General features: G+C 59.0%; 16 protein-coding genes. 12 read left to right on the top strand and 4 right to left on the bottom strand.

From position 1 onward, the window contains the following. Positions 1-85 precede the first annotated feature (85 nt). Positions 86-457: an Rcs stress response system protein RcsF gene (rcsF, locus tag BN1135_RS10080; RefSeq protein ID WP_042020786.1), complete on the top strand. Its 372-nt coding sequence runs from the start codon at positions 86-88 to the stop codon at positions 455-457. An 83-nt stretch (positions 458-540) separates the two neighbouring features. On the opposite strand, the gene BN1135_RS10075 is transcribed toward rcsF, so the two are convergent. Further along, entirely contained in the window at positions 541-1,542 is a 1,002-nt protein-coding gene (locus BN1135_RS10075; RefSeq protein WP_042020744.1) for an NAD-dependent epimerase/dehydratase family protein, read from the bottom strand. 212 nt (positions 1,543-1,754) lie between these two features. On the opposite strand from BN1135_RS10075, the gene tsaA reads away from it, so the two are divergent. From tsaA to BN1135_RS10040, 8 genes are all read left to right on the top strand, one after another. Continuing rightward, a complete protein-coding gene (tsaA, locus tag BN1135_RS10070) occupies positions 1,755-2,459 on the top strand; it encodes a tRNA (N6-threonylcarbamoyladenosine(37)-N6)-methyltransferase TrmO (protein ID WP_042020742.1) in 705 nt (234 codons plus the stop codon). Between the two features lie 314 nt (positions 2,460-2,773). Continuing rightward, a complete protein-coding gene (locus tag BN1135_RS10065) occupies positions 2,774-3,322 on the top strand; it encodes a cytochrome b (RefSeq protein WP_042020740.1) in 549 nt (182 codons plus the stop codon). 224 nt (positions 3,323-3,546) lie between these two features. Next, complete coding sequence (locus tag BN1135_RS10060; protein ID WP_042020784.1) at positions 3,547-4,221, top strand: response regulator transcription factor; 675 nt, start codon at positions 3,547-3,549, stop codon at positions 4,219-4,221. Continuing rightward, positions 4,221-5,606, top strand: coding sequence for an ATP-binding protein (locus tag BN1135_RS10055; RefSeq protein ID WP_042020739.1), 1,386 nt, complete (start codon positions 4,221-4,223; stop codon positions 5,604-5,606). The genes BN1135_RS10060 and BN1135_RS10055 overlap by 1 nt, the downstream gene beginning before the upstream one ends. A gap of 310 nt (positions 5,607-5,916) precedes the next feature. After that, a complete protein-coding gene (locus BN1135_RS21540) occupies positions 5,917-6,354 on the top strand; it encodes a hypothetical protein (RefSeq protein ID WP_204787731.1) in 438 nt (145 codons plus the stop codon). Positions 6,355-6,393: 39 nt separating this feature from the next. Continuing rightward, on the top strand, positions 6,394-6,675 hold the full coding sequence (locus tag BN1135_RS10050; protein ID WP_042020738.1) for a putative quinol monooxygenase: 282 nt from the start codon (positions 6,394-6,396) through the stop codon (positions 6,673-6,675). Between the two features lie 146 nt (positions 6,676-6,821). Then, positions 6,822-7,250 carry an N-acetyltransferase gene (locus tag BN1135_RS10045; protein ID WP_042020737.1) on the top strand — a complete coding sequence of 143 codons (429 nt, stop codon included), beginning with the start codon at positions 6,822-6,824 and terminating at the stop codon, positions 7,248-7,250. A gap of 112 nt (positions 7,251-7,362) precedes the next feature. Continuing rightward, the gene (locus BN1135_RS10040; RefSeq protein WP_042020736.1) at positions 7,363-7,620 is read left to right on the top strand and encodes a DUF3297 family protein; all 258 of its coding nucleotides are present in this window, start codon (positions 7,363-7,365) and stop codon (positions 7,618-7,620) included. Positions 7,621-7,746: 126 nt separating this feature from the next. Here BN1135_RS10040 and BN1135_RS10035 read toward each other — a convergent pair whose 3' ends face one another. Together BN1135_RS10035 and puuR are read right to left on the bottom strand one after the other, a co-directional pair. Then, entirely contained in the window at positions 7,747-9,024 is a 1,278-nt protein-coding gene (locus tag BN1135_RS10035) for an NAD(P)/FAD-dependent oxidoreductase (protein WP_042020735.1), read from the bottom strand. Between the two features lie 45 nt (positions 9,025-9,069). After that, positions 9,070-9,669 (bottom strand): HTH-type transcriptional regulator PuuR, encoded by a 600-nt coding sequence (gene puuR / locus BN1135_RS10030; protein ID WP_042020734.1) that lies wholly within the window; start codon positions 9,667-9,669, stop codon positions 9,070-9,072. Between the two features lie 410 nt (positions 9,670-10,079). On the opposite strand from puuR, the gene BN1135_RS10025 reads away from it, so the two are divergent. The 3 genes from BN1135_RS10025 (at position 10,080) to BN1135_RS10015 (ending at position 14,819) form a co-directional block, all read left to right on the top strand. Continuing rightward, positions 10,080-11,555 (top strand): NAD-dependent succinate-semialdehyde dehydrogenase, encoded by a 1,476-nt coding sequence (locus BN1135_RS10025; RefSeq protein ID WP_042020733.1) that lies wholly within the window; start codon positions 10,080-10,082, stop codon positions 11,553-11,555. A gap of 258 nt (positions 11,556-11,813) precedes the next feature. Then, on the top strand, positions 11,814-13,103 hold the full coding sequence (gabT, locus tag BN1135_RS10020) for a 4-aminobutyrate--2-oxoglutarate transaminase (protein WP_042020732.1): 1,290 nt from the start codon (positions 11,814-11,816) through the stop codon (positions 13,101-13,103). A 366-nt stretch (positions 13,104-13,469) separates the two neighbouring features. Further along, complete coding sequence (locus BN1135_RS10015; RefSeq protein ID WP_042020731.1) at positions 13,470-14,819, top strand: APC family permease; 1,350 nt, start codon at positions 13,470-13,472, stop codon at positions 14,817-14,819. A gap of 329 nt (positions 14,820-15,148) precedes the next feature. Here BN1135_RS10015 and BN1135_RS10010 read toward each other — a convergent pair whose 3' ends face one another. Then, complete coding sequence (locus tag BN1135_RS10010; protein ID WP_042020730.1) at positions 15,149-15,691, bottom strand: GNAT family N-acetyltransferase; 543 nt, start codon at positions 15,689-15,691, stop codon at positions 15,149-15,151. Positions 15,692-15,696: the final 5 nt, after the last annotated feature.

Below are 15,696 nucleotides of genomic sequence, written 5' to 3'. Positions count from 1 at the left end.
TGTCCCCCTCATTATTCAACAAGATGCCGACATGGATCGCCTGCGCCTTTCTACTGTCTTCATCGCCGACACAAGATACGAGATGATGAAACGCCTGATCCTGATGATGCCCCTGATTGCCTCCGGTTGTGCCAACTACGCCTTTAACAGCAATCTGGATAAAGAGAACTTCAGCGACTACTTCAAACCCGGTAGCGTGCGCATCTACGAACAAGATGAGCTGGCTGACCTCAACTACCTCTACCTCGGCACCATCGAGGGTGAATCCTGCCAGGCCGATGCCAACCAGCCGGTGCCCAACGCCGGTGATGCCCGCACTCTGGCCCGCCGCCGCGCCGCCGACATGGGCGGCAACGGCGTCACCATCGACAAGTGCGCCGAATTCAGCGATACCCCAGGTTGCCTGAAACAGGTGATCTGCTACGGACAGGCACTGAAAGTGGCCGAAGAGAAGTAACAGGCCCACGGCTTTTCATAACAAAACGGGCACGCCATCGCGTGCCCGTTTTGTTACTGCACTCTTCATTACTGCACTCTCCGTCACGGTAAGCAGCTGGCGACCAGTAGCTGCTGGCGCAACTGTGCCTCTTGCACCATGGTCAGGCCCGTGACCACCAATCCGGCGGCAGGCTCGATGGCCAACCAGTTGGCCAGATCGACGGCGGTCTCCTCCAGTGGCCGGAAGTTCAAACCGTGGACGATGGCCGCCTCGGCACTGACCGAGCCATAACCGGCAAACGCTGCCTGTTCGCAAGGCAGCAAAGTGGGATAGCTCTGCCAGGGCTCGATTCCGGCCGCAATCAGGGTCGGCCAAGGCAGCCACTCGAGCTGGATGGGGCTGGCTGGCGGCAAGCGGGCACTCAGCCGCTCCAGCCAGTCGCTCAGGGTAATGCCGGGCTTGAGCAGGTTGAAGATGCCCCCCAGCTGCTGCTCGGCGGCGCGCAGCACAAACTCGGCGCAGTCGCGCACATCGAGATACTGCAAGCGATCCTCACCACTGCCCGGCAGCAACCAGGGCCCACCCTGCTGCACCCGCTTCACCCACCAGGCCATGCGGCCGGTGGGATCATGGGGGCCGCACAACACGCCCGGGCGCAGGATGCAGAGCCGCTCGCCCCAGCGGGCGCGATACTCCGCCTCGCACAACACCTTGAGGGGGCCATAATCGCTGGGCATTTCCCCTGCGGGGATAGGGTGCAGCGGCGCCGACTCATCCATCCCGGGCAGAGAGAAATCGCGATAGACGCTGATGGTGGAGATAAAGATCAGCCGCTCACAGCGCCCGAGCAAGGCTGCCGAGAGGCTCGCCGCCTGTTCGGGGCGATAGCAGCAGGTGTCGATGGCCAGATCCCAGCACAACCCCTCTCCTTGCAACGCCCCCAGCTCCTTGTCTCGATCACCGGTGAGTTGCACCAGATCAGGCCAATCAGGGTGCTGACGCTGACCACGATTGAACAGCGTCACTTGATGGCCCCAATTCAGCGCCAGCGCAGTGAGGTGGCGCCCCAAAAAGCCGGTGCCACCGATAATCAGCAGTTTCATCCCTCTCCCTCCCATCCTGCGACGTGCGCACATTTCATCCTGATACTCTCGTTGCCTCCACCCTACGCAACTTGACGGTACGGCACAGCCCCCGACTGGCAGGGATGGGACAGGGATCACGGCAGCGCAGCAGAAATGGGGGTTAATGAGTCAGAGCCTGCGTTTTGGGGCCGCCTGTGCTAAATTGCCGGGGTTTTCAGTCAGGATCCGCCATGAAGTTCGAAATCGACACCCTCGGGATCATCCGCTCTCCCTACAAGGAGAAGTTCGCCATCCCCCGCCAGCCCGGTCTGGTCAAATCGGCCCGTGCCCGCCTCGAGCTGCTCCCCCCTTACGATCAGCCGGATGTGCTGCGTGGCATCGAGCAGTTCTCCCATCTGTGGCTCAGCTTCGTCTTTCACCAGACCATGGCGCAGGGCTGGCACCCGACTGTGCGCCCGCCGCGCCTTGGCGGCAACGAACGGGTCGGCGTCTTTGCCACCCGCTCCACCTTCCGCCCCAATCCCCTCGGCCTCTCGGTAGTCGAGTTGCACGGGGTTGGCCGCGAGCGGGGCAAGCTGTGGCTGGAGCTGGGGGCGGTGGACCTGCTCGACGGCACCCCTATCGTCGATATCAAGCCCTATATCCCCTATGCCGACAGCCTGCCGGATGCCCGCGGCGGCTTTGCCCCCGACGCCCCCACTCCGCCGCTGGCGGTGAGTTTCAGTGCCGAGGCCGAGCAGCAGCTGCAACCCTGGCTCAAGGCCCATCCCGAGCTGCGCCTGTTGGTGAGCGAAGTGCTGGCGCAAGATCCGCGCCCCGCCTACAAGAAGGGCAAGCCGGATGAGAAGGAGTACGGGGTGCGGCTGTTTGACTGCAATGTCCGTTTCCGCATCAACGAGCCGGATTGCGTGGTGCTGGCCATCGAGCCCGCCTGATCCTTGGCGGGCCGAAAGGTCATCCACCATAGCTGATGCTATTTCACGTCGCCTATTTCACGCCTCCTTCACATCACAAGGGGCTTAATGAGCCTGTAAATTGTGTGGCATTGATCAGACTATCCACCCGGTTGCCAGTGATACCATGCAGACAGTAGAGGGCATCTCCTCTCTGACTGATGCAAGCGGCAGGCTGCCGGTTTATGGCAAACGTGGCAGCCCGGCTGTTGCCGCCAAGGGATCTGGCCTCACCCCGACACGTTTGAGTGCGGGGATGCCACACGGATGTGACAACACTTCGAAGGAACAAACCTATGCTGATGAACAGTGAAAAACGCTACGGCACCCTGAGTATCGGGCTGCACTGGCTGACCCTGGTGGCGATGATCGCCGTCTACGCCCTGATCGAATTTCGCGACATCTTCCCCAAGGGGGACCCGGGCCGCGACCTGATGAAGCAGTGGCACTTTATGCTGGGGCTGCTGATCTTCGCCCTGGTGCTTGTCAGGCTGGTAGTGCGCAGGATGAGCCCGACACCCCGTATCGTGCCCGAGCTCTCGCCGATGATGCACAAGCTGGCAAAACTGGCCCACCTCGCCCTCTATGGCTTTATCATTCTGACTCCGCTGTTTGGCTGGCTGCTGCTGAGCGCCGCAGGCAAGCCCATTCCCTTCTTCGGGCTTGAGCTGCCTGCCCTGCTCGCCCCCAACCCGGATCTCAAGGGGCTGATCAAGGAGGTGCACGAAACCCTCGGCGATGTCGGCTATGCCCTGATCGGCCTGCACACTGTGGCCGCCCTCTATCACCACCATATTCTCAAAGACAACACCCTCACCAATATGCTGCCGCCGCGCAACAGCTAACGAGAAACAGGAAGACGCAGAGGGGGCCATCGTGGCCCCCTCTGTATTTGGGTTTCTCCATTGAGTCAAACCAGATGCCAAGGCTGACTCTGACAGGTCTTGATAAGTCGCTGAAGCCCCCCTGATTCAGTCCCGATACAGGCGTGGCGCGATAGGATTCGAATTGACTCTCAGCGACTTACACTTTCTAATTGGCAGCCCGGACCCCTATGACCGTTCACATCATGAAAATTTTATTGGTCGAAGACGACAAGCTGCTCAATCACCACCTCTCCTCCCTGCTGACCGAAGCCGACAATCAGGTCTACAGCACCGATCAGGCAGGTATTGCACTGCACTACGCCGCTGACTACCCCATTGATGTAGCGATCATTGATCTTGGCCTGCCCGACATGGATGGCCTGCAACTGATCCGTCAACTGCGCGAACGGCAGATCTCCTTCCCCATCATTGTGCTGACCGCCCGTGGCAACTGGCAGGACAAGGTCGAAGGGCTGGAAGCAGGTGCCGATGACTATCTGGTCAAACCGTTCCAGAAAGATGAGCTGCTGGCCCGCCTTAATGCGCTGGTTCGTCGCAGTGCCGGCTTTATTTCACCCAAGGTGAAGGCCGGTGATTACGAGCTGGACCTCTCCCGCAAGGAGCTGACCATCGCCGGTGAAGTATCGGTGCTCACCAGCTTTGAATACCTCATTCTGGAGTACCTGATGCGCAATGCCCGTCAGGTGGTCTCCAAGCAGCAACTGCTCGACCAGCTCTACGGTGATGGCGAAGGTGATCCCAACACCATTGAGGTGATGGTAAGCCGCCTGCGCAAGAAGCTGGATCCGGAAGGGACGATTCAACCCATCTCCACCATCCGGCGTCAAGGCTACATCTTCAACCTCTCGTGTAACTGATGCTTTCTCATCTGCCGCGCCCCATCAAGATGATCCGTCGCTCACTGCACATCAAACTGCTGCTCAGCTCGCTGCTGGTCATCGCGCTGAGCATGGGGTTTGCGGTGTATGCCCTCTATATTGGTCACATCGAGGAGCAGACCCAAAAAGCCAGCGCCCGGATGCAGGAAAACCTGGCCAAGCTGTTCTCCTCCACCGAACCGGACGACAAGGGGCCCACCGTCGAGCTGGGGCGGATGTCCCGCAATGCCGGCGATCGCAATCTCGATACCCTGATCTGCCGGGCAGATGGCGAGCTGGTCTGGTCCAGCCTCCATATGCCGGAAGTGATCAAGGCCAAACAGACCATCTGCGGTGACTTGATGCGCTACCTTGGGGGGATGGATCTCGACTACTTCTTCAAGAAGCACACCATCAAGAACGGCGAGAGCTACTTCGTCTATAGCCTGCGCTTTATCCGCAATCCCGGCAGCGGTACCACCGCCTACTACGTGGTGATGATCGACTCGGCCAAGCGTTATCACGCCGAATCGCGCGCCTACCTCTACCAGATTGCCCGTCAGGCGCTGCTCGCCTACCTGCTGCTGGCCGGACTGCTGCTGCTCACGACCTTCTGGAGTCTCGGCTCCCTGCGTACCATTGCCCGCCAGATCGACGATATCCGGGCTGGCAAACGGGATGCCCTCTCCAATGAATTTGAGCGGGAACTGGCCCCCTTGACCGACTCGGTCAACCAGCTGCTGGAGAACGAACGCCAGCAGACCCAGCGCTACCAGCACGCCCTCAACGATCTCGCCCACAGCCTGAAAACCCGGCTGGCGCTGATCCAGATGACCACCCAGGAGATCAAGTTGGGGCGGGAGATCCACGACAACATCAACGAACAGATCCTCACCATGGATCAGATGATCCAGTACCAGCTCAGACGCGCCGTCACCGGCCGCCAGCGCCTTGCCAGCAAGGGCTCCGAACCTGTGCCACTGATTGAAAAGCTGCTCGCCAGCCTGACCAAGGTCTATCGCCACAAGAAGCTGCAAACCCACTTCAAATTCGACGACGACGCCCTGTTTCACGGTGAACAGGGCGACCTGATGGAGCTGATGGGCAACCTGCTCGACAACGCCTGCAAGTTCGCCATCAGCGAGATCCGGGTGACTGTGTCTCGCCACCTTGAACGACTGCGTATCGAAGTGGAAGATGATGGCCCCGGCATAGACCCGGCCAAATCGGTGCAGATCTTCCAGCGCGGCGTCCGTGCCGACAGCTCCCCCGGTCAGGGCATAGGGCTGGCGGTAGTGACCGAGATCGTCCACAGCTACGGCGGCCAGATCCGGGTCGATGAATCCCCCCTCGGCGGCGCCCGCTTTACCCTGGACCTGCCCTGATCAGTGCGGGCCTGCATAGCCAGTTATTGCCCTACCACAAGGCCTCCGATATCGGAGGCCTTGCCGTTTTAGCCCCTTAATTGCCTTAATTTATTGATCCGGCACAGATTATCGCCCTCCAGCCCTTCCACCACAGGCTTCAATCGGTATCATGGTTACGCGGTACAAAGCCTCTTACGGATCTACGTCATGAGCCTTCGCAGTCAGAAGGGTGTTATCCGCAAAACATGGGTTAAAAGCAGCAAGCCAGGGGCGGTGGCATTTTTTACAAAATATATTCATAACAGTATTTTTATTAATGGAGGTAGTTTTGGGAGATTATATTTTCATCGTCCCACTTATCGGTTTATGTGGAGTAATAATCGGTGCAATAATTCAAGCAGTTCTTGGCAGAAGAAATCAAAGATCAATGCATCTTTCTGAACTACAGAATAAATCTTATGCAGATTTTTTGAATTCAATTTCAAGAATCGCTGTTGCACAGAGAAAAAATGACTCAAAAGAAATCAGAGATGCACTATCTCAACTAGCAGATGCAAAATCTCGCATTTGTATTTATGGTGAGCCAACCGTAATTCATAATCTTGCTAAATTCTTACGCTTAGGTGGCACCCTGCAAACAGAACAAGAAATTTTAGCATTCACCAATCTGTGCTTAGAAATTAGACGTTCAAATGGGATTTTAGATAAATCCATTTCGCCTCAAGACATATCACAGCTACTGTTTAATGTTGATATTAAAGATTGACAGCTATAAATCCATAACATACGAAATCAGGAATAATTAATGAGCCACACAATATTAAAAGGATTTATTATCGTGCCCCACAACGATTTGGCTGCGGTCAAGGATGAGCTTGATAACCATATCCAGCTCACCCGCGCTGAAACAGGCTGCCTGATCTTTAAGGTGACTCAAGACCCTCTCAATCCCTGCCGATTCGATGTATACGAAGAGTTTGTTGATGAGGCGGCTTTTCAAGCGCACCAAGCCAGAGTCAAATCCTCCCGCTGGGGGGAAATAACCGTCAATGTCGAGCGACACTATACGGTAACAAGTATTGCATAAATCACTGCCTTGTCATTTTGGCCAAGGTGGCGAACCGGGAGTGGTGCAGAACTCTCCCCCCTCTCCCTACCGCGAATGCCCGATTACGCTGCGCTAATCGAGCCTACGTCATTGCGTTACTTCCACTCTTTGTAATTGAGGCCACTATGATCCGCCCATTATCTGCCACCGATCTGGATGCCGCCGTCGCGCTCTGGTATCAAGCATCAGTGCAAGCCCACAATTTTATTCCCGCAGCTTTTTGGCACGAGCAACGGGCAGCGATGCGCGATATTTACCTGCCCGCCAGCAAGAGCTGGGTCTATGAGGAGGATGGTCAACTGCTGGGCTTTATCTCCTGGTATCAGGGTACTGTGGCGGCGCTATTTATCTCCCCTGACCAGCAGTCACACGGGCTGGGTCGTCAATTGCTCAATCACCTCAAGACACAATATGACCGGCTCGATTTGACGGTCTACGCCGAGAATGAGCAGGCGCGGCGCTTCTATTGCCGCAACGGTTTTAAAGAGGGTGAGTCGCAATTGTGCGAGCATAGCGGCCGCCCTGAACTGATGATGCATTGGCAACGGGACTGAGCGGGTCGCCAATAGAGATGGCGGGCACGCTGTGCCTGTTTTTTGGCCACCTTGAATGCCATGACGGCATTCTCTACAATGACGCACTTTTTATTCATTTCAGGTCATATCGATGAGCGATACCAACACCAAACCAGCACTGCCGGATCACCTTGCAGGCAACCCGCGTAGCCCACACCATGTTGCTGATTGCTTCGAACACCACATTGGTATTCGCCTCAACGGCAAAGAGCGCACCGATGTCGAAGAGTACTGCATCAGCGAAGGCTGGGTGAAGATCCCCTCCCCCAAGGCGCTGGATCGCCGTGGTCAGCCAATCCTGATCACCCTCAAAGGCACAGTTGAAGCCTACTATATCGAAGAGGTTTAACCGCAACTGTCTGTTGCGCCGAGCTTATCAAGCCAGCGGCGTCAGTCAGCGCAGTTAACGACCAAGGCCACCCTCGCGGTGGCCTTGTTGTTTCTGGCATCGGCCCAGACTCTTTGCTGGCGGTGCTTATACCCCCAACCGATCGCGCAAGGTGTACCAGGCGGCGCCTGCGGCGGTGAAGGGGATACGGAACAGGCGGCCACCCGGGAAGGGGTAGTGCGGCAGTTTGGCAAAGGCATCGAAGCGCTCCGCCTGACCGCTCAGCACCTCTGAGAGCAGCTTGCCCGCCAGATGGGTACAGGTAACGCCGTGACCGCTGTAGCCTTGCATGTAGTAGATGTTGGGGCCGATGCGACCAAACTGCGGTAGCCGCGACAGGGTGAGCAGGAAGTTGCCGGTCCAGGTGTACTCCACCTTGACCCCCGCCAGTTGGGGGAAGGTCTTGAGCATCTTGGGGATGATCAGCCGTTCGATATCCGCCGGATCCCGCGCGCCATAGACAACGCCGCCACCATAGAGCAGCCGGTGATCGCCAGAGGTGCGGTAGTAGTCGAGCAGGTAGTTGCAATCCTCCAGACAATAGTTTTGCGGCAGCAATGAACGGGCCCGCTCCTCCCCCAGTACTTCGGTGGCGATCACCTGGGTGCCGCAGGGCATACTCTTGCCAGCAAGCTCCGGCACCAGATTGCCGAGGTAGGCGTTGCCCGCCACCACGATAAAGCGGGCCTTCACCGCCCCCTTGGCGGTCTTGACCAGAGCGGGCTGCCCCGGGGTGATGCTGGTGACGGCGGACTGCTCGAAGATCTGCCCCCCCTGCATGCGGATGGCTTCCGCCTCCCCCAATGCCAGATTGAGGGGGTGGATATGGCCGCCGCTCTTGTCGAGCAGGGCGCCGACGTAGCGATCGCTCGCCACCACCTCGCGCACCCCCTTGGTATCGAGCAGCTCCAGCTGGTCGTTGCCCCACTTCTGCCAGCGAGCGTATTGGGATTTGAGCTCGTGCAGCTGCTTCTCGGTCTCGGCGGCAAAGACGCCTCCCTGCTGCAGATCACACTGGATGTTGTAGCGCTTGATCCGCTCGCGGATGATCTGGCCCCCCTCAAACAGCATGGAACCGAGCAGCCTGGCCTGATCCGGCGGGCAGTTCGCTTCTATGGTGTCGATGTCTCGGCTGTAGGAGTTGACTATTTGGCCGCCGTTGCGGCCGCTGGCGCCAAAGCCGATGCGGGCAGCCTCCAGCACCACCACCTTGTAGCCCTTCTCCACCAGATGCAGGGCGCTGGAAAGGCCGGTATAACCCGCCCCGATGACGCAGACATCGCACTCCAGCTGCTCGGTCAATGTCGGGTAGGGCGCGTGTTTATTGGCGCTGGCTGCGTAGTAACTGTTTACATGTTCGGTCATGATCCCTGCTTCCTTACCGGTTCTGTTGCCAAACTATTGTCAGGATTAAAAGCTCGCCGGGGTGTGGGCACTGACGATGCGACAGGTCTGCCCCGACGGATTGCTGAAGCTGTGGGGCTCGCCGGTGTCGATCACATAGCTGTCGCCCGCCTCCAGCGGATAACTCTGTCCCGCCACCGTCAGGACCACAGATCCCTCCAGCACGGTTCCCACCTCCTCCCCCTGATGGGTCACCTGACCGCCGGTGTCGGTGCCGGGGGGATAGGTCTCCAGCATAAAGCCGAGCTGGCGGCGGTTGTTGCCGTTATGCACCAGCTTGAGGGAGACCCCCTGACTGCCCAGCTCGATGAGCTGATCGGCCTTGATCACCACCTCGGGAGTGCGGCTCTCCTCCTCGGCGAAGAAGCGTGACAGCGGCAAGCCGTAGACGGTGAGCAGCTTTTGCAGGGAGGCGACCGAGGGGCTCACCTTATCCTGCTCGATCATGCAGATGGCACCGTGGGTCAGGCCACTCAGCTCGGCCGTCCGCCGCTGGGATAACCCGAGCTGATGACGTACCGCCGCCAATCGTTCGCCCATACTCTGCCGACTTGCGTCGTGCTCTGTATTGCCATGAGCAGCATGTAAGCTCTGTGGCCCGCTCATGGCAGACCGCCTCTCATGCTCTGTTTGCGTCCCTGCAACATCAGCACCTCTCTGTTGTTTCTGGTAAACGAGGCGAGTGGTTAAACGCCCCTGGCTATTAAATCCGGGTGGTTAAAATAGCGGACCAGCCTTCCCTTGCCGTTTGCTATGTTACACAGCCTGACCGTTCATTATTTTGCACACGCAAATCCACTACTTCGCTCACGGCCCCCCTGTTGACGCGGTAAACTGCGCTACACAGCCCATTTTCTAGCATGGTGCCCCCCAACAATTCAAATATATTTAACACTTGAAAAACATTTAAGCTCAATTTATGGTCTTCCTGTGCTTATTATTTTATACGGCAGCGGCGCAGGAAGGGTCGGCTCACTCCGGCAACCAGCTGCTCTGACCCACACTCGAGGCTTGCTATGTCAGTAACATTGTCAGGAACAACCACCGACTCCAGCTTGATCACATCCCGCGCCTATATAGATGGAGAGTGGTGCGCTGCCGCCAGCGGCCGCACCTTCGAGGTCACCAACCCCGCCAGCGGGGCCGTCATTACCCAGGTGCCAGACATGGACGCCGAGGATACCCGCCGCGCCATTGCGGCCGCCCACGCCGCGCAACCCGCCTGGGCGGCGCTGACCGCCAAGGAGCGCAGCAACAAGCTCTACGCCTGGTTTGCCGCCATCACCGCCCACAGCGACGAGCTGGCCCGCATCATGACCTGCGAGCAGGGCAAGCCACTGGCGGAAGCCAAGGGCGAGGTGACCTACGGCGCCAGCTTTATCCAGTGGTTTGCCGAGGAGGGCAAGCGCGCCTATGGCCGTACCATCCCAGGCTTTAGCGGCGATCGCCGCTTGGCCACCATCAAGCAGCCGGTGGGGGTGGTGGCCGCCATCACCCCGTGGAACTTCCCCATTGCGATGATCACCCGCAAGGCGGGCCCGGCGCTGGCCGCCGGTTGCACCATCGTCATCAAGCCTGCTGCCGAGACCCCGCTCTGCGCGTTGGCACTGGCCGCCCTGGCCGAGCAGGCGGGCATCCCCGCTGGGGTCATCAATATCGTCACCAGCCATCAGGCGAGCGCGGTGGGCAACGAGCTGTGCAGCAATCCGGTGGTGCGTAAGCTCTCCTTCACCGGCTCCACCCACATTGGCAAGCTGCTGATGCGCCAGTGCGCCGACACCATGAAGAAGCTGTCGCTGGAGCTGGGTGGCAACGCCCCCTTTATCGTCTTTGACGACGCCGACCTCGACGCCGCCGTGGCCGGGGCGCTCGCCTCCAAATACCGCAACGCCGGGCAGACCTGCGTCTGCGCCAACCGGATTCTGGTGCAGGCCAGCGTCTACGACGCCTTCGTCGAGAAGCTGACCGCCGCCGTCAGTGCCTTCAAGGTGGGAGATGGCATGAGCGAAGGCACCCAGATTGGCCCGCTCATCAACCCCGCCGCCGCCAGCAAGGTGGCCGAGCTGGTGCAGCAATCGGTCGCCGCCGGTGCCGAGTTGTTGCTGGGGGGCGAAGCCCATCCCGCAGGCCCGCTGTTCTATCGCCCCACTATTTTGGGCATGGTGGATAAAACCAACCCCATCCTGCAGGAGGAGATCTTCGGCCCGGTGGCGCCACTGGTGCGCTTCGAGACCGAAGCCGAGGCCATCGCCATTGCCAACGACACCCCCTACGGGCTCGCCGCCTACTTCTATGGCCGCGACATCGCCCGGGTGTGGCGCGTCGCCGAGCAGCTCGAATATGGCATGGTCGGCATCAACGAGGGGATCATCTCCACCGAGCTGGCCCCCTTTGGCGGCATCAAGGAGTCGGGACTGGGCCGCGAAGGGGCAGCCGAAGGGCTGGAGGAGTATCTGGAGACCAAATACCTCTGCTTTGGTGGCATTCGCTAAGGCAACAGAAGGCCAAAGCATCCCATTCATCGATGCCTTGGCCACTTAACCCATCGTTTTGATAGATAGATGCAGGAGTTCGCCCGAGGCGGCAAGGGGCCTAAACAGGCCAGTTGCTTTACCCGAGAGGGCTGCTGCAGCGCAAACCACACGCCGCCGAATGTGCCCAATGGGCTGATCGGCGGTGATGGGCGCCAGATCGCCCGCCACACATTCAGTCAGGGAATATCGGGGGCTGCGGCCCCTCAGGGAGGAAAGATGAGTCAGTCAGAATCAAACAAGGCGTGGCAAGCGCGCCGCGAGGCGGCGGTGGTCAACGGCGTCGGCACCCTGCTGCCGGTCTTTATCGACCGTGCGCAAAACGCCGAGCTGTGGGATGTGGAGGGCAACCGCTACATCGACTTTGCCTCCGGCATCGCCGTGCTCAACACCGGCCACAACCACCCGAAAGTGGTGGCGGCGGTGCGCGATCAGCTGGAAAAGTTCAGCCACACCTGCTTTCAGGTCACCCCCTACCCCGGCTATATCGAGCTTGCCGAGAAGCTCAATGCGCTGGTGCCCGGCCCGACCCCGAAGCGCACCCTGTTTCTCTCCACCGGCGCCGAGGCGGTCGAGAACGCCATCAAGATCGCCCGCGCCCACACCGGTCGCAGCGGCACCATCGCCTTCAAGGGGGGCTTTCACGGCCGCACCATGATGGGGATGGCGCTCACCGGCAAGGTGGTCCCCTACAAGACCGGCTTTGGCCCCTTCCCCGGCGAGGTCTACCACATCCCCTTCCCCGCAGACTATCTGGGGGTGAGTGAAGAGGATGCTATGCACGCCCTCGAGCTCTGCTTCAGCGCTGACATCGAGCCGAGCCGGGTTGCCGCCATCATCATCGAGCCGGTACAGGGTGAGGGTGGCTTCTACCCCGCCTCCCCAAGCTTTATGCAAAAACTGCGCAGCGTGTGCGACCAGCACGGCATTCTGCTCATCTGCGACGAGATCCAGAGCGGGTTTTGCCGCACCGGTAAAACCTTCGCCACCGAGTATGCCGGTATCGAGCCGGACATCATGACCCTGGCCAAGAGTCTGGCGGGGGGTTTCCCCCTCTCGGCAGTGGTAGGCAAGGCGGAGATCATGAACGCCGCCAAGCCGGGGGGCCTCGGTGGCACCTACGCGGGATCCCCCATCGCCTGCGCCGCCGCACTGGCCGTTTTACAGGTGATCGAAGAGGAGCAGCTCAATCAAAAGGCGTTGGCGCAAGGTGAGCAGATTAAGGTGACGCTGGAACGCATAGCTGAGCGTTTTGACTGCATAGGTCAAATTCGCGGCCCCGGTGCCATGGTGGCCATGGAGCTGGTAAAACAGCGTGATGCCCACCAGCCGGATCCCGACCTCACCAAGCGGCTGGTAGCCGAGGCGGGTAAACGGGGTCTGATCCTGCTCTCATGCGGGGTGCGCGCAAATGTTATCCGTTTTCTCGCCCCCCTGACCGCCCCTGCGGCAGTGATTGACGAGGGGCTGCAACTCCTTGAAAAATCACTGGAGGCCGCACTGGCCTGACCAGCAACAAAGTGACCGCTCACTTGTGCAAAAAAATGCAGTTTTGCCCCCTTTTTTTCTTGTCAGGGGGGCCCTGCAAATGCACAATGCGCGGCCACTGAAAGAACCGATATAACACAAGGTTATCGGTTCTTTTTTATACAGTGAACAAACCCATAAACGAGGCCGGATCACCCCCGGAAAAGATAGCGAGATTGGCAGCAATCTCCCGACATCAAGTCTAGTGAGGAACAACATGGGGCATCTCTATGCTTTCCAACCGGCCATGGCCGGTGTGCGCCACCCTGGCGCCTTTGATTCCCGGGCTTTCCTCCCGGTTTCGTTGATGGACCGTGCCACTCTGGCACTGCATGAGGAACATGCATAATGGCGGCCCAACAGGTTGGTCTGAAAAAGACCCTCAAACTGTGGCAGGTCGTGGTTATGGGTCTGGCTTACCTCACCCCCATGGCGGTATTCGACACCTTCGGCATCGTCACCGAGATCACCGAAGGCCATGTGCCGACCGCCTACCTGTTTGCCCTGATCGGCATGCTGTTCACTGCCCTGAGCTACGGCCATCTGGTGCGCAAGTTCCCGTCAGCCGGCTCCGCCTATACCTATGCCCAGAAGGTGTTTCACCCCTATGTCGGCTTTATGGTGGGCTGGACCTCCCTGCTCGACTACATGTTCATGCCGATGATCAACATGCTGCTGGCCAAGATCTATCTGGGTGCCCTGTTCCCTGAGGTGGAGCCCTGGACCTATATCTTCGGGCTGGCGGTGGTGATGACCGCCCTCAATCTGCGCGGCATCAAGCTGGTGGCCAACTTCAACAGCCTGATCGTGGTGATGCAATTCAGTATCATCGCCATCTTCATCGGCCTGATCGCCTGGGGCGTTCACAACGGTGAAGGGCTGGGAACCGTAGCCAGCAGCCGTCCCTTCTTCTCCGAACAGATCCACATTTCACCGGTATTGATGGGTGCCTCCATCTTGTGTCTGTCATTTCTCGGGTTTGACGCCATCAGTACCCTGTCGGAAGAGACTCCGGATGCGGATCGGGTGATCCCCCGTGCCATCGTGCTGACGGCGCTGATCGGCGGTGTGCTGTTCGTCAGTACCTCTTATTTTTTGCAGCTCTACTTCCCCGACATCTCCCGCTTCCAGCATCCAGATGCAGTACTGCCGGAGATCGCCCTCTACGTGGGTGGCAAGCTGTTCCAGTCGGTGGTGCTGGTTTGCACTACGGTAGCGGTGCTGGCCTCGGGGCTCGCTTCCCACGCCGGTGTATCGCGCCTGCTCTACGTGATGGGCCGTGATCGCGCGCTGCCGGCCCGCTTCTTCGGCTATATCCATCCGAAGTGGCAGACCCCGGCCTTCAACGTGCTGCTGGTCGGTCTGCTGGCGCTCTCTGCGGTATCGCTGGATCTGGAGATGGCACTGGCGCTGATCAACTTCGGCGCACTGGTGGCCTTCACCTTCGTCAATCTGGCGGTGATTGCCCACTTCTATGTGAAGCTTGGCCGCAACAAAACCCTCAAGGATCACCTGATGTACCTGCTGCTACCGCTCTGTGGCGCCGCCTGCATCGGGGTGCTGTGGCTCAACCTCGAACCCTCCTCCTTCGAGCTGGGGCTAGTCTGGGCGGCGCTGGGGGCCATCTACCTGTTCCTGCGCCTGACGGTGTTTCGCATCCCGCTGCACAGCGCGGATCAGATTAAAATCTCTCAGTAATCCCTGAGTGCCTAAATCCTGATCGACCAAGATCCCCTGTCCATTATTTTGATGCTGTTCACCCCTCTTGTTGCAAGAGGGGTGAACGGGTTGTCGGCCATGATGGTGACCAGTGGCACAGTTCGCCGCCAATAACGCGCAAGAGGATAAAGAGAGAGGGAGCTAGGGTTGCTACTGCCCAGCAGAGGATACGGGGAGAGGGGGACCGCCATGGCACAGCCTTTTAATGACCATGCACAGGGTGAACCTGCTTGACCCTGCAGCGTGGCCATACCAGCCAAGACGCCCCCTCAAGCCGGGGACGCCATCAAGGTCAATGAGGATTTTCGCTATAGGTGTATTGCTTGTACTTCTTGTTCTTCTTGCTGCTCGTCAGGCATTTCATCAAACAGGGGGTGATAGAGCACCTCACCCTGCACACCAGCAAAACCACTCTCCTGCAGCTCCATCGCCATGAAACAGTCAGCAGGCACTTCATAGATGCAGTGCAGGCCAAACTCGCTGGCTGGGCGGAAACCGAAACGGCTGTAGTAAACCGGATCGCCGAGTACCACTACCCCTTTCCAGTCCATTTCGAGTGCCGTATCCAGCCCTTCACGCACCAGATCAGAGCCAATCCCCTGGCCTTGCCAATCGGGATGAACCGCTACCGGCGCCAGACCGAGCCAGGGCCCTTCCATGCCGTTAATGGTGATCGGGCTTAGCATCAGGTGCCCCATGAACTCGAACTCTTCCTCTTCGACCATGGTCACCACGGCAGCGCCACATTCGCGCAGACGGTTGACCAGTTCAGCCTCTTCGGCACGACCGAAGGCGGCACTGACCAGTTCGTAGACCGGTAACATGTCACCGGGGCGCTCGGTTCTCAACATACAAC

The organism is Aeromonas sobria (genome assembly GCF_000820145.1).
GTDB lineage: Bacteria > Pseudomonadota > Gammaproteobacteria > Enterobacterales > Aeromonadaceae > Aeromonas > Aeromonas sobria.
Note: the sequence above shows the minus strand (reverse complement) of the source record. Positions and strands in the feature narration are given on the sequence as shown.

Bases quoted from the DNA above. Each gene is read 5' to 3' on its own strand.
- BN1135_RS10050 (WP_042020738.1), top strand. From the start codon at position 6,394: ATGAGCCACACAATATTAAAAGGATTTATTATCGTGCCCCACAACGAT.
- BN1135_RS10015 (WP_042020731.1), top strand. From the start codon at position 13,470: ATGGCGGCCCAACAGGTTGGTCTGAAAAAGACCCTCAAACTGTGGCAG.
- puuR (WP_042020734.1), bottom strand. From the start codon at position 9,669: ATGAGCGGGCCACAGAGCTTACATGCTGCTCATGGCAATACAGAGCAC.
- BN1135_RS10035 (WP_042020735.1), bottom strand. From the start codon at position 9,024: ATGACCGAACATGTAAACAGTTACTACGCAGCCAGCGCCAATAAACAC.
- BN1135_RS10060 (WP_042020784.1), top strand. From the start codon at position 3,547: ATGAAAATTTTATTGGTCGAAGACGACAAGCTGCTCAATCACCACCTC.
- gabT (WP_042020732.1), top strand. From the start codon at position 11,814: ATGAGTCAGTCAGAATCAAACAAGGCGTGGCAAGCGCGCCGCGAGGCG.
- rcsF (WP_042020786.1), top strand. From the start codon at position 86: ATGAAACGCCTGATCCTGATGATGCCCCTGATTGCCTCCGGTTGTGCC.
- BN1135_RS10040 (WP_042020736.1), top strand. From the start codon at position 7,363: ATGAGCGATACCAACACCAAACCAGCACTGCCGGATCACCTTGCAGGC.
- BN1135_RS10065 (WP_042020740.1), top strand. From the start codon at position 2,774: ATGCTGATGAACAGTGAAAAACGCTACGGCACCCTGAGTATCGGGCTG.
- BN1135_RS10075 (WP_042020744.1), bottom strand. From the start codon at position 1,542: ATGAAACTGCTGATTATCGGTGGCACCGGCTTTTTGGGGCGCCACCTC.
- BN1135_RS10045 (WP_042020737.1), top strand. From the start codon at position 6,822: ATGATCCGCCCATTATCTGCCACCGATCTGGATGCCGCCGTCGCGCTC.
- BN1135_RS10055 (WP_042020739.1), top strand. From the start codon at position 4,221: ATGCTTTCTCATCTGCCGCGCCCCATCAAGATGATCCGTCGCTCACTG.
- tsaA (WP_042020742.1), top strand. From the start codon at position 1,755: ATGAAGTTCGAAATCGACACCCTCGGGATCATCCGCTCTCCCTACAAG.
- BN1135_RS10025 (WP_042020733.1), top strand. From the start codon at position 10,080: ATGTCAGTAACATTGTCAGGAACAACCACCGACTCCAGCTTGATCACA.
- BN1135_RS10010 (WP_042020730.1), bottom strand. From the start codon at position 15,691: ATGTTGAGAACCGAGCGCCCCGGTGACATGTTACCGGTCTACGAACTG.